This is a genomic window from Flavobacterium sp. CLA17 (assembly GCF_013112255.2).
GTDB classification, from domain to species: domain Bacteria; phylum Bacteroidota; class Bacteroidia; order Flavobacteriales; family Flavobacteriaceae; genus Flavobacterium; species Flavobacterium circumlabens.
The window spans coordinates 1,314,016-1,335,272 of record NZ_CP068294.1 but is presented as its reverse complement, the minus strand read 5'-3'; the positions used below and the strand labels follow the sequence as shown (position 1 = coordinate 1,335,272).

Sequence of the window (21,257 nt, the reverse complement as noted above, 5' to 3'; positions counted from 1 at the left end):
CCCGTTTTGATGACTTCTAATCCCTAAATTCTGTTTATATTTGCACCTTTCGAACAAACAACATAACAATGACTACTTTAAACGAATTGAATGCTATTTCTCCAATTGACGGAAGATATAGAAATAAAACCCTTTCATTAGCGCCTTTTTTCTCTGAAGAAGCCTTAATCAAATACCGTGTATTGGTTGAAATTGAATACTTTATTGCCTTGTGCGAAGTACCATTACCACAACTAAAAGACATAAACTCCAATTTATTTGACAGTTTGCGTAACATCTATAAAAACTTTTCTACCGAAGATGCACTTTGGATCAAAGAAACAGAGAAAGTGACCAATCACGATGTAAAAGCAGTAGAGTATTTTATTAAAGATGCTTTTGAAAAACTGGGTTTATCTCAATACAAAGAGTTCATTCACTTCGGATTAACCTCTCAGGATATTAACAATACTGCAATTCCGCTTTCTACAAAAGAAGCTTTTGAGCAGGTTTATATGCCGTCCCTGATTTCTTTAATTTCAAAATTAAAAGAATTGAGCGTAGAATGGGCAGCCATTCCGATGTTGGCACGTACACACGGACAACCGGCTTCTCCTACCCGTTTAGGAAAAGAAATTCTGGTTTTCGTGGAGCGTTTAGAAGAGCAGCTTCGGTTGTTGTTCAATGTTCCGTTTGCCGCTAAATTTGGAGGGGCAACAGGAAATTATAATGCACATCATGTAGCCTATCCGCAAATCGACTGGAAACAGTTTGGAAGCAAATTTGTTGAAACGGGTCTTGGTTTACACCATTCTTTTCCGACAACACAAATTGAGCATTACGATCATTTTGCAGCATTTTTCGATGCTCTAAAAAGAATCAACACTATTATTATCGACCTGGACCGCGATATCTGGACCTATGTTTCGATGGATTATTTCAAACAAAAAATCAAGGAAGGTGAAATTGGATCATCGGCTATGCCACATAAAGTAAATCCGATTGATTTTGAAAACTCTGAAGGAAACCTGGGAATGGCAAATGCTATTTTTGAACATTTATCAGCTAAATTACCAATCTCAAGATTACAGCGTGATTTGACCGACAGTACTGTTTTACGTAATATTGGCGTTCCGATCGGTCACACTGTTATTGCTTTTGAAGCTTCCCTGAAAGGTCTGAACAAATTACTTCTGAACGAAGCTAAATTTGCTGAAGATTTAGAAAAAAACTGGGCCGTTGTGGCTGAGGCTATTCAGACCATTTTACGTCGTGAAGCGTATCCGAATCCATATGAAGCTTTGAAAGGTCTGACCCGAACAAACGAAGCAATTGACAAAAAAGCAATTCATAATTTTATTGCGACTTTAGAGGTTTCTGATGCTGTCAGAGCCGAATTAATGGCAATAACACCTGCCAATTACGTCGGAATCTAAATAAAACACAAAATATTCTCTCAAAAAAAGCTATCTTTAACGATAGCTTTTTTTATTAAATCCAATTGGAAGTTAGCCCAGATTAAAATAAAAAGCCTTTTATAAAAAAACTATATTTTTTTGGCTGTTACAGAGCGACCATTGGAAGCTTCTCTAACGGAATTGAAAAATAAGGTATTTTGAGTAAAAGCTTGGAATGGAATGCCGGGACTAAGCTTTTGAAAAAATACCCTCTTTATATGATTACCTTAAACGCCGCAGCCGCAACTACCCACCATTTACAACCCTTAATTAGCGACCTCGGATTAATTCTGATTACCGCCGGAATTGCTGTACTATTATTTAAAAAAATGAAACAGCCACTTGTTTTAGGCTATCTAATTGCAGGATTCCTGGCTGGAAACCACTTTGATTTTTTTCCTTCGATTACAGAAATGAAGAGCGTTGAAGTCTGGGCGGAGATTGGAGTAATTATTCTCCTCTTTAGCCTTGGACTCGAATTTAGTTTTAAAAAATTAATGAAAGTAGGAGGAACAGCCTCTATAACTGCCATCACACAGATTATCACGATGGTTATTCTCGGCTATCTCGCCGGACAATGGATGGGCTGGTCGCAGATGGACTGTATTTTTCTGGGTGTTATTTTATCTATTTCTTCCACTACAATCATTTTAAAAACCTTTGATGAGCTTGGCGTAAAAGCGCAGAAATTTGCCGGAATTGTTATCGGATCCTTAATAGTGCAGGACATTGTCGCTATTTTAATGATGGTTTTACTTTCGACAATTGCCGTAAGTCAGCAATTTTCGGGTAGTGAATTAATGATGTCGGTTCTAAAGTTGATTTTCTTTTTAACGGCCTGGTTTGTGGGCGGTATCTTTTTTATTCCGACGCTTCTTAAAAAAGCCAAACATTTACTGACAGATGAAATGCTCCTTATCATTTCACTTGCCTTATGTTTAATGATGGTAAGTTTCGCATCTAATGTTGGTTTTTCTCCCGCTTTGGGTGCTTTTATAATGGGATCCATTATCGCCGAAACTACTCAGGCTGAACATATAGAACACTTAATAAAACCCGTTAAGGATTTATTTGGGGCTATCTTTTTTGTATCAGTCGGAATGTTAATAGACCCCAAAATGCTTTATAAACATGCCCTTCCGGTCGCAATTTTAACGCTGATAACAATTGTGGGGCAATCTGTAAGTTCTACCATTGGAGCTTTATTGGCCGGACAACCTTTAAAACAGTCGGTACAAACCGGAATGAGTTTGTCTCAGATTGGTGAGTTCTCATTTATTATCGCCACACTCGGAATGACTTTAAATGTTACCAGTTCGTTTTTATATCCGGTAGTGGTCGCGGTTTCTGCCGTTACTACCTTTACCACTCCGTTTATGGTAAAATACGCAGTTCCTTTTTCAGAAATTCTGGAGCGAAAACTTCCGAAAAAATGGGTTAAAAATATCAACCGTTACAGTGTAAATGCTCAGGCTATAAAATCAGTCAGCACGTGGCAAAAAGTCCTGAATGCTTATATTCTTCAGATTGTTTTACATACTATTATTATTATGGCAGTTATTTTATTGTCTTCAAAATTCATAGCACCACTGGTTATTGATACCCGATTCGGAAATACTTTGGCCGCACTTATTACTCTGGTAGTGATTGCGCCGTTTTTATGGGCGCTCTCGCTGCGACGTATAGCAGAAGAAGAAGTTGACGAATTGTGGTCAGAACGAAAATACAGAGGCGCACTCTTGATGCTGATTCTAATCAGAATGAGTCTGGGTCTGTTCTTTGTTGGATTTTTACTTAATATTTTCTTCTCCCCTTTAATTGCATTGATCGCTTTGGTTATTGCAATAGGAGTTTATCAGATATTCCCTAAAAAACTGAACGAACAATATCATAAAATAGAAAATCACTTTTTGAAAAACCTGAACGATCGTGAAAACAAAAAAATTGACAGAAGATATGCTAACTTAATGCCCTGGGACGGACACATGTCATTTTTTGATATTGGGAAAGAATCAAATCTGGCAGGTAAAACCCTGGAAGAATTAAGAATCAGGGAGCAATTAGGCATCAACATTGCCTATATAAAACGTGGAGAAGTTACGATACCTATTCCCACTAAAAACGAACGTCTGTTCCCCGGCGATGAAATTTGTGTTATTGGCACTGATGCCCAGGTGACTGAATTTACGAAGTTTCTAAATCAACATGAAATGGAGGCTCCCGAAAAAGTAGAAGAAAGTAATATCGTATTGCGTCAGCTGGAAGTTTCGCAGGAAGAATTCATTCAAAAATCTATTGGACAGTTCAGATCTAAAACAAACGGGATGGTTGTTGGAATCGAGCGAAACGGAAACAGGATATTAAATCCGGAATCCAGTTTGGTCTTAGAGAAAAACGATATCCTTTGGGTTGTTGGAGATAAAAAAAGAATGTCTGATTTATTAAGGTTCTAAGGTGCTGAGGAACTAAGAAACTAAGGCTTTTTAAAGAATTACTAATAAAAAATAAGGTTCTAAGTTTTTCTACTTAAAAACTTAGAACCTTATAAATCAGCACCTCAGCACCTTATTTATTAGGTTGCGGAGTCATGCGCAGATAAGGTTTTATTGCTGTATGCCCTTTTGGGAATTTGGCGGGAATATCACTATCGGGAACTGCAGGTGTAATAACCACATCTTCTCCGTCTTTCCAGTTTGCTGGAGTTGCTACGCTGTAATTGGCTGTTAATTGCAAACTATCTATAACACGGAGCAATTCGTCAAAATTTCTTCCGGTAGAAGCCGGATAAGTCAGCGTCAGTTTAATTTTTTTATCAGCTCCGATAACAAAAACAGAACGCACCGTAAATTTCTCGCTTGCGTTTGGATGTAACATATCGTATAAAGTCGCAATTTTTTTATCCTCATCAGCGATTATCGGAAAATTAACCGTTGTATTTTGAGTTTCATTAATGTCTTTGATCCACTCCTTGTGAGACTCCAAACCATCAACGCTCAACGCGATTACCTTTGTATTTCTTTTTGTAAATTCGGGAACATAATTGGCAACTGTACCTAATTCAGTTGTACAAACAGGAGTAAAATCTGCAGGATGTGAAAATAAAACGCCCCACGAATCGCCTAACCATTCATGAAAATGGATTGTTCCTTCTGTTGTTTCGGCCTGAAAATCCGGAGCTATATCGCCTAATCTTAATGTTGACATAATTTAAAGTTTTTAGTTCCTCTAAAATTACTTAAAAAAAATAATTAAAAAAAACTAAACTCTACTTTTTCTATCAATATTAAGATAATTAACTTTTTTTCTTCTGTTGAATATTAGGTAAAAAATAGGCAAGGACACCTATTAAAGGTAAGTACGAACTAATGGTATACACGTATTCGATACTTGTTTTATCAGCGATATAGCCTAAAATAGCAGAACCCAAACCGCCCATTCCGAAGGCAAAGCCAAAAAACAAACCTGAAATCATTCCGACTTTTCCGGGTTTTAATTCCTGCGCATACACCAAAATAGCCGAGAATGCAGAAGCAATCACAATTCCGATAATAACGGCCAGAACGCCTGTCCAGAATAAATTGGCGTAAGGCAGAAGCAGCGTAAAGGGTGCAGCTCCTAATATAGAAAACCAAATGATATATTTTCTTCCAAAATGATCTCCCAACGGACCTCCGATTAAAGTTCCTGCCGCTACAGAAGCTAAGAAAATAAATAAGTAATATTGTGATTCCTGAATTCCCAAAGAGAATTTACTCATTAAATAAAAAGTAAAATAACTGGACATACTGGCCATATAAAAGAACTTCGAAAAGATTAACAGCAACAAGACAATAATCGAAATCGTAATTTTTCTATTCGATAAGTCAACCGTTTCTTCTTCCAAAGATGTTTTTTTGGCAGCCCTTAAACTCATATGGTTTTCGTACCAAACAGCGATTCTTGACAAAATGCCTATTCCGATAATGCCTGCAATTACAAACCAGATTACATATGATTGTCCATGTGGTGCCACGACTACGGCTACCAATAAAGGTCCGACTGCACTACCGGCATTTCCGCCTAACTGAAAGATAGACTGTGCCAGACCACGTTTTCCGCCTGACCCCAAAAAGGCAACCCTGGAAGCTTCAGGATGAAAAATAGAAGAACCAATTCCGACTAAAGCCACTGAAACCAATATCATTACAAACGAAGTTGAAATTGATAATAGCCCTAATCCTAAAATGGTAAAAAGCATCGCTGCTACCAAGGAATACGGTTTTGGTTTTTTATCAGTATAAAATCCAATAAAAGGCTGCAATAAAGAGGCTGTCAGTTGGAAAACAAACGTTATCAATCCGATTTGGGTAAAACTCAGGTTGAAATTTTCTTTCAGAATCGGATATGTCGATGGAATTACGGATTGCATTAAATCATTTAGCAAATGGGCAAATGCAATTGAAAATAATACCGAATAAACTGTTTTTTGGGCTAAAGCACTGCTGTCAATTGCAGTAGTCTGGGTAGATGAATTCATAATGTGATAAGCAAAAAAAATTATATAAAACTAACGATAAAATACCAAACAGCCAGTGTGACAAAGGAAACTGGTATTCCGAAACCAATCATCATGCTGCTTAATTTAGGTTTTAATCCGTAAGTGGAGGCCAAAATTGCACCGGTTATCATGGGTGCCATTGCCATTTCCATAATGGTAATTTTAATCCCCTCAGAATGCTGTTTTAATATCACAACATATAAAACAAGGATTACCAGAGGAGCGAAAATTAATTTATAAAAAAGTCCGAGTCGCAAAAATTTCCAATGCCTGCTTTTCCGGTCAAAAGTAAGCTGTAAACCTACTGAAAGCAAAGCCAAAGGTGTAACAAAACTTCCAATTTTCAATAAAACAGGTTGCAAGTCCTCCTTAAATTCAAACTGAAAAACATTCATCAGGCAGGCCAAAACAAAAGTGAGAAATGGTGGAAAAAGAGCTACCTTTTTTAGAATACCCAAAGCATCCGGAGTTCCTTTAGAATAAAAAGCAGCCACAAAAATGCCCAACGTCGAGACCACAACAAATGTTCCCGGCTGATCAACCAAAACTGCTGTTTCTAAACCTTTTTTTCCAAATAAAGCTTCAATTATCGGATAACCAAGAAAAGAACTATTACTTAATCCGGCGGTTAAAATCATGCAGCCGATAAGTTTATTCGACCAGCCCATTCGTCTTCCTAAAAAATGGAAAAAGATAAAAGCCAACAGAAAACAAATCCAGCCTGCCCCTATCGGAAATAACAATTCCGGATTCCATTTTATTTTTGGAATATGATATAAGGTAATCGCAGGCAGACAAAGATAAATAACAATCTTATTTAAAATCTTATAGATATGGCTTGGAAATTGCTTTACTCTTTGCAAAAGCAAGCCTAAACTCAAAAAGAAGAATATTAAAATGAAGTTGTTCATAATGCAGGTTCCTGACAAAAATAAGAATTTATAAAACACTGAAGAACATTAATTTTTAGTTAAAATCTTTTTTTAATGGATAAAACGCTTTACATTTGTAACATATTTTATTACAGTATGATTTCAGGTAAGTTTGCCATAACGATTCACATTTTAACTTTACTCACTAAATTCCCCAATGATTTTTTGTCATCCGAATTTATTGCAGGAAGCATGAACCTAAATCCTGTTTTGGTTCGTAAAGAGATCGCGAATCTGAAAGCACATCATATTGTAGAAAGTAAAGAAGGCAAGAACGGGGGTACAAAATTATTGAAAGAAGCTTCAGATATTACTTTAAAAGAAATATTCGAACTTACTTTCGATAATATTAATTTAGGATATGCCAAAAATCAACCAAACCCAGACTGTCCTGTTGGCAAAAAAGTCAATCAGAATTTGTCTGAGCTATATGCCGATATCAACGAAAAAGTAGGTTTACAATTGAAGAAAATTACACTGGAAGATTTTTCAAGTCAGTTTTAAAACCTTTTTTTACACTAAACTGTAACATTTTTTATTACTAATTAAATTATATATTATGAAAATTGCAATTATTGGAGCTACAGGATTTGTTGGCTCAGCTATCTTAAGCGAATTAGCATCAAGAAACCAGGACATCACAGCGATTGCCAGAACTCCAAAAGAAGCATCAAATGTAAATTGGGTTGCTGCGGATATTTTTAATGTTGATGCTTTGGCAGAAGTTCTAAAAGGAAACGATGTTATCATTTCTGCTTACAACGCAGGATGGACCAACCCAAATATCTATGATGACTTTATTGCAGGTTCAAAAGCAATTCAGGAAGCGGTAAAAAAATCAGGTGTAAAACGTTTCATCGTTATTGGCGGAGGCGGAAGTTTATTTGTTGCTCCGGGTTTACAGGCTGTTGACACTCCGGATTTTCCAAAAGAATACTATACTGCTGCAAGTGCTGCCAGAGATTATCTGAACATCATTAAAGAAGAAAAAGAGTTAGACTGGGCGTTTTTTAGTCCGGCTTTTGAAATGCATCAGGGAATTACAACCGGCAGAACAGGAAAATACCGTTTAGGTTTAGAAAACCCGGTTTTTAATGATGAACAAAGAAGTATTCTTTCTGTGGAAGATTTAGCAGTGGTTATTGCCGATGAAGCAGAAAATGCAAAACACCACCAGGTTCGTTTTACAGCGGGATATTAAGAGAAAGGTTCTGAGGTCCTGAGGCCCTGAGGCCCTGAGGTTCTAAGTAATCTGCCACGAATTACACTGATTTTCACGAATTTTTTATTGCATTTTGTCATCCTGACGGAAGAAGAATCACACACGTAACTCTGAATAGCAAGTCACCAATATTTGTAGAGCATCTAGTGTGTTCCTTCCTCCTTCAGGATGACAATCACAACTTATCTTTCCAATAAAAAATTCGTGGAATTCGTGAAATTCGTGGCAAACTAACTTTTTGAAACTGTTTTTGTTTTCTGTACTTTTACAAAACTAAAAAGTACAGTTTGTCAAGTTTAAAAAAACAATCAGGCAGTTTGCAAGAAAAAGCCGGGATTTCACCTCCTGAAATCACCAATAGTACTGCTATTAGTCAGATTCAGATAAACAGAAGAAAACAACCTTCTTCTGATGAATTAATAAAGGGAATTCTGGATCAAAACAGAACTGCTTTAAGCCGTGCTATTACTTTAGTAGAAAGCACCCATCCTGAACATGCTGAAAAAGCAAATGACGTCATCAAAGGCTGTCTTCCGCATGCCAATCGATCGATACGGATCGGAATTACCGGTGTTCCGGGTGTTGGAAAAAGTACTTTTATAGAAGCTTTTGGAAAATTCCTGACCGCTTTGGGGAAAAAAGTTGCCGTATTGGCAGTTGACCCTAGCAGTTCTCTTTCGCATGGAAGTATTTTAGGGGACAAAACCCGAATGGAAGAATTGGTAAAGGACGAAAATGCTTTTATAAGACCCAGCGCTTCCGGAGATACGTTAGGCGGAGTAGCGAGAAAAACCCGTGAATCGATTATTTTGTGCGAAGCCGCAGGTTTTGATACTATTATTATAGAAACTGTTGGTGTAGGGCAAAGTGAAACTGCCGTGCACAGTATGGTTGACTTTTTCCTCTTATTGAAAATTTCCGGTGCAGGCGATGAACTTCAGGGAATCAAACGGGGTATTATGGAAATGGCTGATGCTATTGTCATCAACAAAGCGGATGGTGATAATATTAAAAAAGCCAATCAGGCGAAACTGGAATTCAACAGGGCTTTGCATTTATTTCCACCTAATAAATCAACCTGGCAGCCCAAAGTGACCACTTGCAGTGCGATTACAAACGATGGAATTCCTGAAATCTGGGATACTATTTCCTCTTATTTCGAAATGACCAATGAAACCGGATATTTTCAGGAAAAACGAAAAGACCAGAATCAGTTTTGGATGATGGAAACCATAAACGAACAACTGAAACTAAACTTCTACAATAAACCCGAAATAATCACACAACTGGAACAAAACAAAAAAGCAGTACAAAACGATGAATTATCACCTTTCGCAGCTGCTCAGCGTTTGTTGAGGTTGTATTTTGAGGAAGGGACAAAGTAACAAAGGTTCAAAGACACAAAGATTTTTACTCTGTCCCTTTGAACCTTTGTTACTTTGAGCCTTTAAACCTATTTCTTTCTAAGCTTATATTTATTCTCCTTATATAAATTCCCTGCTGTAATAACGTGAGCCAAAGCATCTTTTGCTAATTCTTCGTTTAGTTTTACAGGAATTAAGGTCGTGTCGTTTTTGATTTCGAATTGGAGTGGCTTCAAATTGGGCTGCATAATCACAACCTGATTTTCTACTCTGAAGGCGTTGATATCGTTAAATTGCATAATGGATCTTCCCTGAACTTTAGCCTCTAGTTTATTCAGGTTTCTTCCCACCATAGGAGTTTCAAACGGAATTCCTAAATAACCCAATAAAGTTGGCGGAATATCAATCTGGCTCGCCAGTTTACTGTATACTGCTCCTTTTTGAACTCCGGGCCCTATAATTAAGGCCGGAATATGAAATTTATTGATCGGCACTAAATTCTTTCCGTATGTTCTTGTATTGTGATCGGCGATGACAATGAAAATCGTATTTTTAAAATAAGCTTCTTTTTTAGCCATTTCGAAGAATTTTCCAATCGAAAAATCCGCATATTTCATAGCATTATTCACTGTAGCAGGCTTTTGATCGAATGGTTTTATTCTTCCAGCCGGATATTCAAAAGGTTCGTGATTTGAAGTCGAAAACATTAAGGAAAAGAAAGGTTTATTACCTTTTGCCTTAAAATAATTGTTTGCTTTGGTCACTAAATCTTCATCAGAATAGCCCCATGTTCCTTTGAAAGCATATTTATTTCCATCAGATTCAAAATCTTCCTGATCAACAATATCCTGAAAACCATTTCCGTTGAAAAAAGAAGCCATATTATCAAAATTGGCCATTCCGCCATAAATAAAACTGGTTTCGTATCCTTTTTGTTTTAAGGCATCGGCCAGGGTAAAAAATCCTTGTTGGGAGTTTCCTAATTTCACGACGCTTTCAGATGGTGAAGGCAGAAATCCTGTTACAACAGCTTCGATTCCACGTACGCTTCGGGTTCCAGTGCAATACAAATTGGTAAACAATAACCCTTCTTTCGATAATTTATCAAATTCAGGTGTTAACGGTTTCCCACCTAAAATCCCAACATACTCTGCCCCTAAGCTTTCCTGCAAAAAGATCACCAGATTATAGGGTTGCTGTACCGTTGTATCGGGTTGCTGCACATGCAGAAATGGAATTTCAGCATCGGTAAAATCAGTTGGTCCGGCGATCATGTATTTTTTTACACGGGCAATCGCTTCTGCTTCTTCCATTTTACCGTACATTTTGGTATTTCCTTCATTTTTAATAGAATACGCAGCAAAAGCAACGGTATAAAAAGAATTCAATCCCAAAGTATTGGTCAGCTGATCTGTAGAAAAAACAGCATTACTGGCATTGATTGGTCGCTTGGAAGTCAGACTTGAACGCGCTCCAAAAAACAATAAAAAAGCCACTAATGGAAAAACCATCAATTTCAATTTATAGGCTGTACTGGTGGTATGAAAAAGTTTTTTTCCTTTTTTGAAGGCAAAATACAAGATCAGTCCCAAAATAAGGAATGTGACAATTATAGAAGTCAGGTAACTTTTCAGAAGCATCCCGACCACTTCTTTTGGATAAATCAGATAATCTAAGAAAATCTTATTCGGACGGGTGTCGTATTGTTTTACAAAATCAGGCGAGGCCAATTCTACAAAAAGAATCAGGAACAGGAATAAAAAGCTGTAAATCACCAGGAAGTTATTGGTAAACTTCAGCCATTTATTCGGAAGAAATGTAATCAATACGGCCGGAAGAAAAGACAGGTAACATAACAATATCAGATCCATTCGCAGACCGATTGGAAAAATATACCAGAAGTTTAGCGTTTCAACGACTCTGTCTTTAAAAATAAAAAATAAAAATATTCGACTTAAAGTAGTAATTAGCAATCCGATTGCTATAAAATTAAAAACAGGTTTTAAATAACTTAATTTTTTCATCAGAAAGATTTAGAGCTTAAAAGATACATCCAAAATAAAATTACTCTTCGTAACGGTTTATTTCTCTGTCGTAAAATTCATTTGCCAGAACAATCAGGCCTTCCATTTCGGCATTTAGTTCTGCTTCATCAAGATCTTCAGGTTCTTCCATAAATTCAACCTCATCATCTTTAAGGTTGATAATAAATCTTGGATAATCAAGGTGAACGATAAAAATATCATCCGGAAAATCAGTGTTATCTCCGAGTAAAAATTTAGGTAATTCCATTTTTATTTATTTTTTTAAGTTTCAAATTTAGTTATTTGCAACTGAATTATTAAGTAATTTTTTGGTTAAGTAATGAAAACGAATGTACAGGAATATAGCGGCTGAAGTTAATCCCGCCAAAAGCCCAATCCAGACTCCCTGTGCTTTCCACGGCGTGTATGCTGCCAAATAGTACGAAATTGGAAAACCGATCACCCAATACGACACAAAAGTAATGTACATGGGTATCTTCACATCCTGTAAACCTCGCAAAGCACCTAAGACCACGACCTGAATTCCATCTGAAATCTGAAAAACTGCGGCTATTAAAAGTAATTTGGAAGCAATTTCGATTACTTCTGTATTGTCTGTAAGCTGTAATGTATTTTCCATATTCAGAAAAAGATAAGGCAAAATACTATGAAAAGCGATAAACACCGCTGCAAAAACTACTTCGAGAATAATGGAAAGTAAAAAAACAGATCGTGCTACGACTACCAAATTTTTATAATCCATAAGACCTCTCTGGTTACTGACACGAATCATAGAAACAACACTCAGTCCCATAGCAAACATAAAAGTCAGGGACGAAAGACTTAAAGCCACCTGATTGGCCGCCTGACTTGTTTTTCCGATATTGCCGCAAAGCCAGATGGAAGCGGTAAAAAGTACTACTTCAAAAAGCATCTGCATGGCCGATGGCAAACCTAAGTTTATAATTTTTCTAAGGGTTTCTTTTTTGATTTCCTCAAAACTAAAATTCTCAAAATAAGTTTTAAGCTGTTCTCTTCTCGACAAGATAATGTGCATAAACAGCACCATCATAATCCTTGAAATTACCGTTCCTAAAGCAGCACCGACAATTCCCATTTTAGGAAAAATCCAGACGCCGTAAATTAGCATATAGTTAATCCCAACGTGAATTACATTCGCCATAATAATCGCGTACATCGAGTATTTGGTCATTGATAATCCGTCAGCAAATTGTTTGTAACCCTGATATATGATAAGCGGTACCAATGAAAAGGCAACCCAGGCCAGATACGGTTTTGCCAAAACAATAACATCGGCCGGCTGGTGCAGTAATTCCATCAAAGGCATTGCCAGCACGATTAATCCAAAAAGCAAAACGCCTAAAATGGTACATAAAAACAATCCGTGGTGAAACGCAGCACGAATTTTTGATGGATTTTTTTCGGCATCAGCCTCTGCTACAATCGGAGTTATAGCGGTAGAAAATCCTATTCCTAATGACAGGGCTATGAAAATCATACTATTTCCCAGCGAAACTGCTGCGAGTTCGGTACTCCCTAATTTCCCTACCATTATATTATCGACAATACCTATTAAGGTGTGTCCGACCATTCCCAGAATAATGGGATACGCCAATCTTAGATTATAAGAAAACTCTTTTGTGTAATTTTTTAAATTCAATTTTACTGCTTTTAAGTCGGCAAAGATACTGAGAAGCTTTGAATTCTTTTCTATTATCAAAAACATAAGCGAATATTAAGAATATGCTTCATAATACCGAGATTATATAACAATTGCAAAAAATTGTATAACAAACTCCCAACCCCTGGATTTTACTTTTACACCATTAAATAATTAAAAAAAATTGTCATGAAGAAATCAGGAAATCTAAAAATGTTATGCCTTGCACTTATTACTTTATTATACGCCAACACAACTTTCGCTCAGGACAGTGAAATTAAAAATTACGATCAGGGATTCAGATTAGGATTTGGAATAAATGGCGGAATACCAACTGACAAGGATTATGATTGGGCACTTGGCGGAGATGTGCGTCTGCAATATGATTTAACCAAAAGAACGTCATTAACACTGACTACAGGTTTTACGAATTTATTTAAAGGAGATGACGCTAAGGATCTTGGATTTATTCCGGCAAAAGTAGGTTTTAAAGCCTTTGTATGGGAAGACCAATTTTATGTTTTAGGTGAAGTCGGTGCCGGTTTCGCTGTTACGAACGGTTACAACGACACAACATTTTTATGGGCTCCGGGAATCGGGTACGCCAATAAGTACATCGATCTTAGTGTTCGTTATGAAGACTATCACGATTTCAGAACCAATCAGGTAGCATTGCGCGTAGCCTATGGTTTTGATTTGTAAAAATACATTTATTTTTATTCTTTTGTTTTTGGTAAAACCCGACAGTTGCTCATAGGCTGTCGGGTTTTTTATTTTATTTCGCCAGTTGCTTTTTATACAATTCAAAATTGGCTTTTATTTCATCATCCAGTTCCGGTTCTTTAATGTCCGTATATTTTTGCATTTCTTCCCAGATAATTTTGGCTACAATATATCGGGCCATTTCCTTATCATCGGCAGGAACAATATACCAGGGCGCGTGTTCTTTTGATGTCTTATTGATGGCCTGTTCATAATATTTCTGGTATTCCTCCCAATGTTCACGCTCTTTTAAATCCCCGGGGGAAAATTTCCAATTGTGTTTTCCTTCTTCCAGACGGCGCAACAATCGCTCCCGTTGTTCTTCTTTGCTCAGATGCAGGAAAAATTTCATGACAATAGTTCCGTTTGCGGCAATATGTTTTTCGAAATTATTGATTTGCTCAATCCTGTTTTTCCAAAATTTTGGTTTGATATCTTTTACCGAATTGATTCCGGGCAGATTTTCACTTAAAAGAAATTCCGGATGCACACGTGTTACGAGCACATTCTCGTAATGGGTTCTGTTGAAAATCGCAAACTTTCCTTTTTCGGGAAGTGCAATATAATGTCTCCATAAATAATCGTGCTCCAGTTCCGATGAATTCGGTGTCTTAAAACTGTGCACCACCACACCACGCGGATTAAATTCCTTAAAAACCTCCCGAATCAGGCTGTCTTTTCCCGAAGTATCCATTCCCTGCAGGCAAATCAAAACGCTGTATTTATTGTGCGAATACATAACGTCCTGCAAGTCGCTCAGTTTCGCCTGAACCTTATCCAGTTTTTCTTCTTTTTCTTCATCATCTGCCTTTATATCCAGCAAAGTCGGAATACTCTTTAAACTTATTTTCTTAACAACTTTAAAATCATTCGGGTCTATCGATTTCATATTTGTAAATTTTATGTATTTAGTGGTATTTCATCTGTTATTACCGCATATTAAGGGTAATTTCATAACATTCCGTTTTATCGTAATAGTAAATATAGTACTTTTACGAAGCATATTCCTGCTATTCATTGCAATACTTTTTCAATAAATTGTTTTTTTCCAAGCCACAACAAGAGCTTCCGTTGGTCGCTTTGTTCTGCCGGAAAAAATACAATTTCTCCTCAAAGTATTTTCATTGCTATCAGGGCTGGGCACTCTTTTACAAAACAAAATTCATGGAAAAATTCACTTTAGAAATATTATTTCAAATCATCGGAATCGGTTCGGCATCAGGCTTGTTTTTCAATAACAATTCCCTTTATATCATTGGTGACAACAGTGGATTCTTATACGAATACAATCTGCAGGACCAGCAATTAAGCCACCATCCTTTAATGGATAATCCATCACAGAACATTCCTAAAAACCTGAAACCGGATTTCGAATCCATTACCCACCACAACGACACCTTATATGTTTTTGGCTCGGGTTCTACCGAGAACAGAAACAAAATGATTGCGTTCGATCTGAAAACCAAAACCATTTTACAAAAAAATAATCTGGTCGATTTATACGGTTTAATGCAAAGTTTTGGAGAAATAAAACCGGAAGATTTCAACCTTGAAGGCGCTATTTTCGATGGAGAAAACTGGTATTTATTCAATCGCGGAAACGGAGTTTCTAACAAAAACACCATTTTCACCATTCACGCTAAAAATTTAGGGGAAGAATTTGCATTGGTAGCCACCAACTATAAACTGCCCAAAATAAAAGGTGTGCGTTCCAGTTTTACCGATGCGATTTTAGTCGAAGACAAAATCTATTTCCTTTCAACAGCCGAAGATACCCAATCTACTTACGACGACGGAGAAATCCTCGGAAGCTTCATCGGACGCATCGATCTCAAAACCATGAAAATCGATTTCACGCAAAAAATAACGTCCACTAACAAATTCGAAGGTTTGACTTTCTACAAAAAAGAAAACAATAAAATTGAATTTCTGCTTTGCGAGGACAATGATACAGAACTATTGGAAACGAAGATTTTTAAATTGAGTTTGCCGGTTAAGTAACAATAATTTTTATGAGAAAAATAATTCTTTCATTAACTATACTTTTAATTCTTTTAGGTGGCAGTTATCTATTTTATGATTTCAAAATAAATAAACCACAAATGGAAAACTTAAAGCCTTTAAAACCAAAAGATTTGGATCCAAAGTCATTTATTGCTCTTTTCACAGAGAGATATAAAGAAAATTCCAAACTGAATGCTGTAACAATGACTGGAGAATTTCCTGATAATTGGGTAAAGGCAAAAGATGTTGAATATCTAATTTCGATTATGTATTCTAAACAAAAATGTTGTGGATATATGAATATATTCTCTTCAAGTATGTTAACTGATAATGCTGAAGTGGGTGGTTATGCAATAATTTTTTTGAACTCTTATATTTCAAAAACACAAATTAACCTAGGCTTAAATTCTAATCCAAAAACCGATATCGAATCAATTAAAAAAATTGAAAAATGGCATCAACAAATTTGAAAGTTAACTTTCTACAAAAGCGAAAACAACAAAATTGAATTTTTGCTTTGCAAGGATAATGATAACGAACTTTTGGAAACTAAGATTTTTAAATTGAGTTTGCCGGTTAAGTAAATTCAATATATTTTAACAGGGATGAGAGAGGAGATGCACTGCTGTACGCCTCTACAGCGTTAGAACCGCTGCTGCGCCCCTCTACGATAAACCTTTGTCGCTTTGCAACTCTGAACCTTTGAACCTTTAAAAAAAAAATCATCATCATCCCAACCTTTTTATCTTTTTAACCCTCTTTAGTATAAAGACAACAATTGTGATAAACGAAACTCAGATTTCCAACTGCAAAAAAATGCAACGTGATGCGCAGCGTCAGGTGTATGAGTATATGGCTCCAAAGCTGTATCGTCTCTGCAAGCGATACCTAAAAAAGGAAGAAGAAATAGAAGAAGCTTTGGCCGATGCTTTCTATACCATATTCACCAAAATAGAACAGCTCAAAGAAGTTCAGGCTTTTGAGGCCTGGGCCAGAAAAATAACCGTGAACCATTGTTTGGCAACCATTAAGAAAAATACAAATTTCAATATGTATCTTGATGATGTCAAATTGCTGTCACAACCTTTTACGGAAGAAATCAATCATTTAGAAGAAGAGGATTTACTCAATTTATTAAACCATATTCCCGACGGCTGTAAAACGGTCTTTAACCTTTTTGTCATAGAAGGTTACGGACACAAAGAAATAGCCGCTATGCTGAACATTTCCGAAGGCACCTCAAAATCACAATTGAATGCTTCAAAAACCAAGCTAAAGGAATTAGTAAACAAATTGTATTATCAAAAAGCAAAATAGTCATGGACAATCAGGATAAATTATTCGAAAAAATAAAAGAAGCTTCGCATAACGCCGAAAGCAAAGATTTTGCTGCAATGGACAAGGTCTGGTCCCGTGTTGAAGAAAAACTGGACAAAAAAGAAGATAAAAAAACAATTGCCTTATGGAAAAAAATTGCAATCGCCGCTTCTCTGTTATTGGTTATTTCTATAGGTTCTCAATTTATAAAAACAAACAACAATTCAACTATTGAAGAAACTAAGGTAGTCACTAACGAAATTCAAAAAGAGCCAATTCAGGAAACTAATTTAGGAAAAAATAAAATCGCAACTTCTGAAGAATCCGAAATAATCCCAAAAGCGGAAGCTACAGAAATCCTGAATAACCAAATTAAAAAACAGGAAAAAGTTGCCCTTCAGGAAACACAAAATTATAACAACGATAAAATCGCTTACGAAACAGGACCGTCAATGGCTGCTGACGAAGCCGCTGCTCCCGCTCCCTCTGTAACTTCCGGTTATTCAAGTGAAGAAGATTCAGTTGAAAAAGACAAAGCCTTTGCTCCTGCTGCGGTTTCAAAACCTCTGAGAGGTGAATCCTATCGAATGGCTGTTGCTGAAAAAGAAACCCAGATGGCTAAAAAAAGTGCCCCTCTGGTGATCCTGAACGGAAAAGCAATTTCCCATACAGATGATGCGAAAAGAGACAAAATGATGCAGGGAGAGCTTTCCAACTTAAATCCTGAAAATGTAGAATCACTGGTTGTATTAGAAGAACCTTTATACATTATTGACGGAAATTACTATTCGGAAAATGATTTATTCGGAAAGAACCCAAAAAGTCCTTATGCTCCCTTAAACAAACAGGAAATAAAAACGATTACCATTCTGCAGGATCTTGAAGCCACCGAAAAATACGGTGAAAAAGGAAAAAAAGGAGTGGTAATAATCACTACCAAAACAGGAAAACCAGCTTCGCAGCAATAGCTAAAACTTAACTTAAATTTACTATTATGAGAAGTCTAAAACTTTTTTCATTAGTCCTGTCTATGCTCGTAGGTTTCCTATCCGTTGCGCAGCAAAAAACGATAAGCGGCACTGTCTCAGATTACAATTCCGTTCTGCTTCCCGGAACGCACGTTACAATTAAACAATCAGGAAAAGAAGCATCTACCAATTTTGATGGGAAATATACAATTGCTGCCCAAAAAGGAGACACACTTGTTTTTAGTTATGTGGGGTATGAAATACAAAAAAAAGTCGTCGGAACTAAAAAGATTATTAATGTAAAATTAACCGCCACTCCTCCGCTCCTGGAAACATATGGTTATAATCCGGAAATCGCTGATAAAAAAAACAAGAAACAGTATCTCCCACTAAAAGATTCTGCAACCAGAAATCCTGATACTATTCCATCCAACAAAGAACCGCTGTATATTGTTGACGGGGTTCCTGTACAATCCCGGCAAATAGCAAAAATCAATCCGAATGACATTCAGAATCTTAGTGTCTTAAAAGAAATCGAGGCTACTTCTCTCTATGGGCCGAGAGCTTATTACGGAGCCATCATTATAAGTACAAAAAACGAAATTTATAAGAATCTTACAAAGGAAGAAATAGACACTGACTTAAATAAAACTTCCGTTCCTTTTCTCAAAAAAGAAGATCAGAAAGATTAAAAATTATTATTGAAAAGTGTTTGAAATCGCTTTAGGGTTCATGTCGTTATTTTACTACATTTGGTTTTTTAATAAAAGCCTTTATAAATTAACTTTAAATAAAATTTAATGAATCCTATTTTAAATCAGAATTTATTCCTTGTAAAAGAGCATGTTGGTATGTTTAAAGCTGCTAACAACTATGATGTTTATGATCCGGAAACCAATCAGATCATTATGAATTGCCGCGAAAACAACCTGGGCTTTTTCACAAAAGTATTTCGTTTTACTGATTATAAAAGAATGACTCCCTTTGATGTTGAAATTACAACCGCTTCAGGTGAAAAGTTAATTACGGTGAGACGTGGCGTGGCGGTTTTCCGTTCGACTGTTGAAGTTCTGGATGAAAAAGATCGTTTAATTGGAACTTTCAAGCAAAAATTCTTCTCTTTTGGAGGGAAATTCGAAATTCTGGATAAAAATGAAAGACCGTGTGCGACCCTTCAGGGAAAATGGACGGGCTGGGATTTTAAATTTTCGCATGAGAACAGGCAATTGGCTCAGGTAAGCAAAAAATGGGCAGGAATGGGGAAAGAGCTTTTTACCAGTGCTGACAATTATGTGCTGCAAATTGAAGAAAATGTACCTGCTGACAGTCCGCTTAGACAATTAATCCTTGGAGCTGTCATGTGTATTGATATGGTTCTGAAAGAATAAGAAAGTTGTTAAACTTAGATTAAGAAACAACGGAAAGCATCATTTTAGCAATCAAAAGAATTATTTTTGTGTCACTAAGAATGATGCTTTCTGCATTTCAAAAAATACGACCATGACAGATTTAAAAAATAAAAATGCCCTGATTACCGGCGCCGGAAAAGGAATCGGAAAAGCGATCGCTATAGCTTTAGCCAAAGAAGGCGTAAACGTAATCCTGATTTCAAGAACCCAGGCCGATGTAGATCAACTAAGTGCTGAAATTTCGGGTTTAGGGGTTAAGGCGATGGCTTTAAGCGCCGATGTTTCAGATATTAATTCTATCAATAAAGCGGTAGAAAAATCTTTGGCCGAATTTACCAACATTGATATTTTAATTAATAATGCCGGTATTGCTGCTTTTGGAAAGTTCCTTGAATTAGAACCAACTGCCTGGGAGAAAATAATTCAGGTCAATTTGATGGGAACGTATTACACGACCCGCGCTGTTTTGCCAAATATGATTGAAAGACAAACCGGTGACATCATCAACATTTCGTCTACCGCAGGTTTAAACGGAAATGCCTTGACAAGTGCCTACAGTGCTTCTAAATTTGCCGTTTTAGGTTTAACTGATTCTCTAATGCAGGAAATGAGAAAGCATAATATTCGCGTAACCGCATTAACACCAAGCACTGTGGCTACCGATCTGGCATTGGATTTAAATTTAACGGACGGAAATCCTGACAAAGTAATGCAGCCGGAAGATATCGCCGAATTGATTGTTGCCCAACTTAAATTAAGCCGCAGGGTCTTTATTAAAAACAGCAGTATCTGGTCTACAAATCCTTAGATTAAAAAATAAATTCCAAAATTTTTAAATTCCAAAGTCCAACTACTCGTTTAATTAGAATTTGGAGTTTGGAATTTAGAGTTTGGAATTTGGAATTTTCACCAGAATACAGAGATTGGAATTTTAAAACAAACAGGATGGAACAATACCTAAGACAATTAATTGCGATAGAATTCACAGACAAAAAAGAAATTTTTACCGGATTCCTTATTGACTATTCCGATGACTGGATTTTATTGCGGAATAATCCCGTTGATTATATCCTTGATGGTTTCGTGATTTTAAAAAACAAAAATATCGAAGCCGTTCACAGAGATCAGGATCTTGCTTTTACTGAAAAAGTAATCCGAATGAAAGGTTTAAAAACAAATGCGGAAGATATTATTCCGATTAGGGATCTGGCTTCTATCGTAAATTTTCTCACTAATAAGTACGGTATTTTCCAGATTTCAAAAAAATCTGCCAAATCTGCTTATTTAGGTAAATTACTGGAATTAACCGACGAAGAACTCACCATTGACTTCGTGGACACCAGAGGAAAATTTGGAGGTGAATTAAGCTTTAATCCGCAAAAAATAAGAGTAATTGAATTTGACACGGATTATATCAATTCCCTGAAATTAGTAATTCAGGAAGAGGAGAAATAATATGCCCTTTTATAAAACAGAAAAGCCCTTTATTAAAGGGCTTTTCTGTTTTATTTTGTCATTTCGACCGTAGGGAGAAATCACACTAGCAATTCGACAAAGATTGGCTGAATTAGCAACGGTTTTACTTGTGTGATTTCTCCCTA

21 protein-coding genes are annotated in these 21,257 nt (G+C 36.5%); 14 read left to right on the top strand and 7 right to left on the bottom strand.

All coding sequences use genetic code 11. The features are described from left to right. Positions 1 to 68: 68 nt before the first annotated feature. Positions 69 to 1,415, top strand: a complete 1,347-nt coding sequence (gene purB, locus HAV12_RS05960; protein WP_171568851.1) for an adenylosuccinate lyase — start codon at positions 69 to 71, stop codon at positions 1,413 to 1,415. A 239-nt stretch (positions 1,416 to 1,654) separates the two neighbouring features. Continuing rightward, complete coding sequence (locus tag HAV12_RS05955) at positions 1,655 to 3,889, top strand: cation:proton antiporter (protein ID WP_171568850.1); 2,235 nt, start codon at positions 1,655 to 1,657, stop codon at positions 3,887 to 3,889. Between the two features lie 112 nt (positions 3,890 to 4,001). Here HAV12_RS05955 and HAV12_RS05950 read toward each other — a convergent pair whose 3' ends face one another. The 3 genes from HAV12_RS05950 to HAV12_RS05940 form a co-directional block, all read right to left on the bottom strand. After that, a complete protein-coding gene (locus HAV12_RS05950; protein WP_132038056.1) occupies positions 4,002 to 4,640 on the bottom strand; it encodes a peroxiredoxin in 639 nt (212 codons plus the stop codon). A gap of 88 nt (positions 4,641 to 4,728) precedes the next feature. Beyond that, positions 4,729 to 5,952, bottom strand: coding sequence for an MFS transporter (locus tag HAV12_RS05945; RefSeq protein WP_171568849.1), 1,224 nt, complete (start codon positions 5,950 to 5,952; stop codon positions 4,729 to 4,731). 20 nt (positions 5,953 to 5,972) lie between these two features. Beyond that, entirely contained in the window at positions 5,973 to 6,884 is a 912-nt protein-coding gene (locus tag HAV12_RS05940; protein ID WP_171568848.1) for an AEC family transporter, read from the bottom strand. A gap of 75 nt (positions 6,885 to 6,959) precedes the next feature. On the opposite strand from HAV12_RS05940, the gene HAV12_RS05935 reads away from it, so the two are divergent. From HAV12_RS05935 to meaB, 3 genes are all read left to right on the top strand, one after another. Further along, complete coding sequence (locus HAV12_RS05935; protein ID WP_238698783.1) at positions 6,960 to 7,409, top strand: Rrf2 family transcriptional regulator; 450 nt, start codon at positions 6,960 to 6,962, stop codon at positions 7,407 to 7,409. A 55-nt stretch (positions 7,410 to 7,464) separates the two neighbouring features. Then, positions 7,465 to 8,106: an NAD(P)-dependent oxidoreductase gene (locus HAV12_RS05930; protein ID WP_132038061.1), complete on the top strand. Its 642-nt coding sequence runs from the start codon at positions 7,465 to 7,467 to the stop codon at positions 8,104 to 8,106. Between the two features lie 308 nt (positions 8,107 to 8,414). Next, on the top strand, positions 8,415 to 9,512 hold the full coding sequence (gene meaB, locus HAV12_RS05925) for a methylmalonyl Co-A mutase-associated GTPase MeaB (RefSeq protein WP_171568847.1): 1,098 nt from the start codon (positions 8,415 to 8,417) through the stop codon (positions 9,510 to 9,512). Between the two features lie 68 nt (positions 9,513 to 9,580). Here the strand turns inward: meaB and HAV12_RS05920 are convergent, their stop codons facing one another. The 3 genes from HAV12_RS05920 to HAV12_RS05910 are packed head-to-tail and all read right to left on the bottom strand — an operon-like array spanning position 9,581 to position 13,196. After that, complete coding sequence (locus HAV12_RS05920) at positions 9,581 to 11,515, bottom strand: LTA synthase family protein (RefSeq protein ID WP_171568846.1); 1,935 nt, start codon at positions 11,513 to 11,515, stop codon at positions 9,581 to 9,583. 40 nt (positions 11,516 to 11,555) lie between these two features. Next, positions 11,556 to 11,783, bottom strand: coding sequence for a hypothetical protein (locus HAV12_RS05915; RefSeq protein ID WP_171568845.1), 228 nt, complete (start codon positions 11,781 to 11,783; stop codon positions 11,556 to 11,558). Between the two features lie 27 nt (positions 11,784 to 11,810). Further along, positions 11,811 to 13,196: an MATE family efflux transporter gene (locus HAV12_RS05910; protein ID WP_171568844.1), complete on the bottom strand. Its 1,386-nt coding sequence runs from the start codon at positions 13,194 to 13,196 to the stop codon at positions 11,811 to 11,813. A gap of 189 nt (positions 13,197 to 13,385) precedes the next feature. On the opposite strand from HAV12_RS05910, the gene HAV12_RS05905 reads away from it, so the two are divergent. Beyond that, positions 13,386 to 13,898, top strand: coding sequence for a hypothetical protein (locus tag HAV12_RS05905; protein WP_132038068.1), 513 nt, complete (start codon positions 13,386 to 13,388; stop codon positions 13,896 to 13,898). A gap of 73 nt (positions 13,899 to 13,971) precedes the next feature. On the opposite strand, the gene HAV12_RS05900 is transcribed toward HAV12_RS05905, so the two are convergent. Then, positions 13,972 to 14,847, bottom strand: coding sequence for a PPK2 family polyphosphate kinase (locus tag HAV12_RS05900; RefSeq protein ID WP_171568843.1), 876 nt, complete (start codon positions 14,845 to 14,847; stop codon positions 13,972 to 13,974). Between the two features lie 275 nt (positions 14,848 to 15,122). Here HAV12_RS05900 and HAV12_RS05895 point away from each other — a divergent pair, with 275 nt between their 5' ends. The 8 genes from HAV12_RS05895 to HAV12_RS05860 all read left to right on the top strand — a co-directional run bounded on the left by HAV12_RS05895 (position 15,123) and on the right by HAV12_RS05860 (position 21,111). Continuing rightward, positions 15,123 to 15,959: a hypothetical protein gene (locus HAV12_RS05895; RefSeq protein WP_171568842.1), complete on the top strand. Its 837-nt coding sequence runs from the start codon at positions 15,123 to 15,125 to the stop codon at positions 15,957 to 15,959. 11 nt (positions 15,960 to 15,970) lie between these two features. Further along, positions 15,971 to 16,432: a hypothetical protein gene (locus HAV12_RS05890; RefSeq protein ID WP_171568841.1), complete on the top strand. Its 462-nt coding sequence runs from the start codon at positions 15,971 to 15,973 to the stop codon at positions 16,430 to 16,432. A gap of 346 nt (positions 16,433 to 16,778) precedes the next feature. Beyond that, the gene (locus HAV12_RS05885) at positions 16,779 to 17,279 is read left to right on the top strand and encodes an RNA polymerase sigma factor (RefSeq protein WP_132038127.1); all 501 of its coding nucleotides are present in this window, start codon (positions 16,779 to 16,781) and stop codon (positions 17,277 to 17,279) included. 2 nt (positions 17,280 to 17,281) lie between these two features. Next, positions 17,282 to 18,247, top strand: a complete 966-nt coding sequence (locus tag HAV12_RS05880; RefSeq protein WP_171568840.1) for a hypothetical protein — start codon at positions 17,282 to 17,284, stop codon at positions 18,245 to 18,247. A gap of 26 nt (positions 18,248 to 18,273) precedes the next feature. Beyond that, entirely contained in the window at positions 18,274 to 18,939 is a 666-nt protein-coding gene (locus HAV12_RS05875) for a carboxypeptidase-like regulatory domain-containing protein (RefSeq protein WP_171568839.1), read from the top strand. A 108-nt stretch (positions 18,940 to 19,047) separates the two neighbouring features. Beyond that, positions 19,048 to 19,635 (top strand): LURP-one-related/scramblase family protein, encoded by a 588-nt coding sequence (locus tag HAV12_RS05870; protein WP_132038078.1) that lies wholly within the window; start codon positions 19,048 to 19,050, stop codon positions 19,633 to 19,635. A gap of 112 nt (positions 19,636 to 19,747) precedes the next feature. Further along, positions 19,748 to 20,464 carry a 3-ketoacyl-ACP reductase gene (locus HAV12_RS05865; RefSeq protein ID WP_171568838.1) on the top strand — a complete coding sequence of 239 codons (717 nt, stop codon included), beginning with the start codon at positions 19,748 to 19,750 and terminating at the stop codon, positions 20,462 to 20,464. A 137-nt stretch (positions 20,465 to 20,601) separates the two neighbouring features. Beyond that, the gene (locus HAV12_RS05860; RefSeq protein ID WP_132038082.1) at positions 20,602 to 21,111 is read left to right on the top strand and encodes a hypothetical protein; all 510 of its coding nucleotides are present in this window, start codon (positions 20,602 to 20,604) and stop codon (positions 21,109 to 21,111) included. Positions 21,112 to 21,257 lie beyond the last annotated feature (146 nt).

What these genes read in the sequence shown, in the direction of transcription:
- HAV12_RS05895 (WP_171568842.1), top strand. Translation starts at nt 15,123, where the DNA reads ATGGAAAAATTCACTTTAGAAATATTATTTCAAATCATCGGAATCGGT.
- HAV12_RS05880 (WP_171568840.1), top strand. Translation starts at nt 17,282, where the DNA reads ATGGACAATCAGGATAAATTATTCGAAAAAATAAAAGAAGCTTCGCAT.
- HAV12_RS05920 (WP_171568846.1), bottom strand. Translation starts at nt 11,515, where the DNA reads ATGAAAAAATTAAGTTATTTAAAACCTGTTTTTAATTTTATAGCAATC.
- HAV12_RS05935 (WP_238698783.1), top strand. Translation starts at nt 6,960, where the DNA reads ATGGATAAAACGCTTTACATTTGTAACATATTTTATTACAGTATGATT.
- HAV12_RS05930 (WP_132038061.1), top strand. Translation starts at nt 7,465, where the DNA reads ATGAAAATTGCAATTATTGGAGCTACAGGATTTGTTGGCTCAGCTATC.
- HAV12_RS05890 (WP_171568841.1), top strand. Translation starts at nt 15,971, where the DNA reads ATGAGAAAAATAATTCTTTCATTAACTATACTTTTAATTCTTTTAGGT.
- HAV12_RS05870 (WP_132038078.1), top strand. Translation starts at nt 19,048, where the DNA reads ATGAATCCTATTTTAAATCAGAATTTATTCCTTGTAAAAGAGCATGTT.
- HAV12_RS05860 (WP_132038082.1), top strand. Translation starts at nt 20,602, where the DNA reads ATGGAACAATACCTAAGACAATTAATTGCGATAGAATTCACAGACAAA.
- HAV12_RS05950 (WP_132038056.1), bottom strand. Translation starts at nt 4,640, where the DNA reads ATGTCAACATTAAGATTAGGCGATATAGCTCCGGATTTTCAGGCCGAA.
- HAV12_RS05900 (WP_171568843.1), bottom strand. Translation starts at nt 14,847, where the DNA reads ATGAAATCGATAGACCCGAATGATTTTAAAGTTGTTAAGAAAATAAGT.
- HAV12_RS05875 (WP_171568839.1), top strand. Translation starts at nt 18,274, where the DNA reads ATGAGAAGTCTAAAACTTTTTTCATTAGTCCTGTCTATGCTCGTAGGT.
- HAV12_RS05885 (WP_132038127.1), top strand. Translation starts at nt 16,779, where the DNA reads ATGCAACGTGATGCGCAGCGTCAGGTGTATGAGTATATGGCTCCAAAG.
- HAV12_RS05955 (WP_171568850.1), top strand. Translation starts at nt 1,655, where the DNA reads ATGATTACCTTAAACGCCGCAGCCGCAACTACCCACCATTTACAACCC.
- HAV12_RS05905 (WP_132038068.1), top strand. Translation starts at nt 13,386, where the DNA reads ATGAAGAAATCAGGAAATCTAAAAATGTTATGCCTTGCACTTATTACT.
- HAV12_RS05865 (WP_171568838.1), top strand. Translation starts at nt 19,748, where the DNA reads ATGACAGATTTAAAAAATAAAAATGCCCTGATTACCGGCGCCGGAAAA.
- HAV12_RS05915 (WP_171568845.1), bottom strand. Translation starts at nt 11,783, where the DNA reads ATGGAATTACCTAAATTTTTACTCGGAGATAACACTGATTTTCCGGAT.
- HAV12_RS05945 (WP_171568849.1), bottom strand. Translation starts at nt 5,952, where the DNA reads ATGAATTCATCTACCCAGACTACTGCAATTGACAGCAGTGCTTTAGCC.
- purB (WP_171568851.1), top strand. Translation starts at nt 69, where the DNA reads ATGACTACTTTAAACGAATTGAATGCTATTTCTCCAATTGACGGAAGA.
- HAV12_RS05940 (WP_171568848.1), bottom strand. Translation starts at nt 6,884, where the DNA reads ATGAACAACTTCATTTTAATATTCTTCTTTTTGAGTTTAGGCTTGCTT.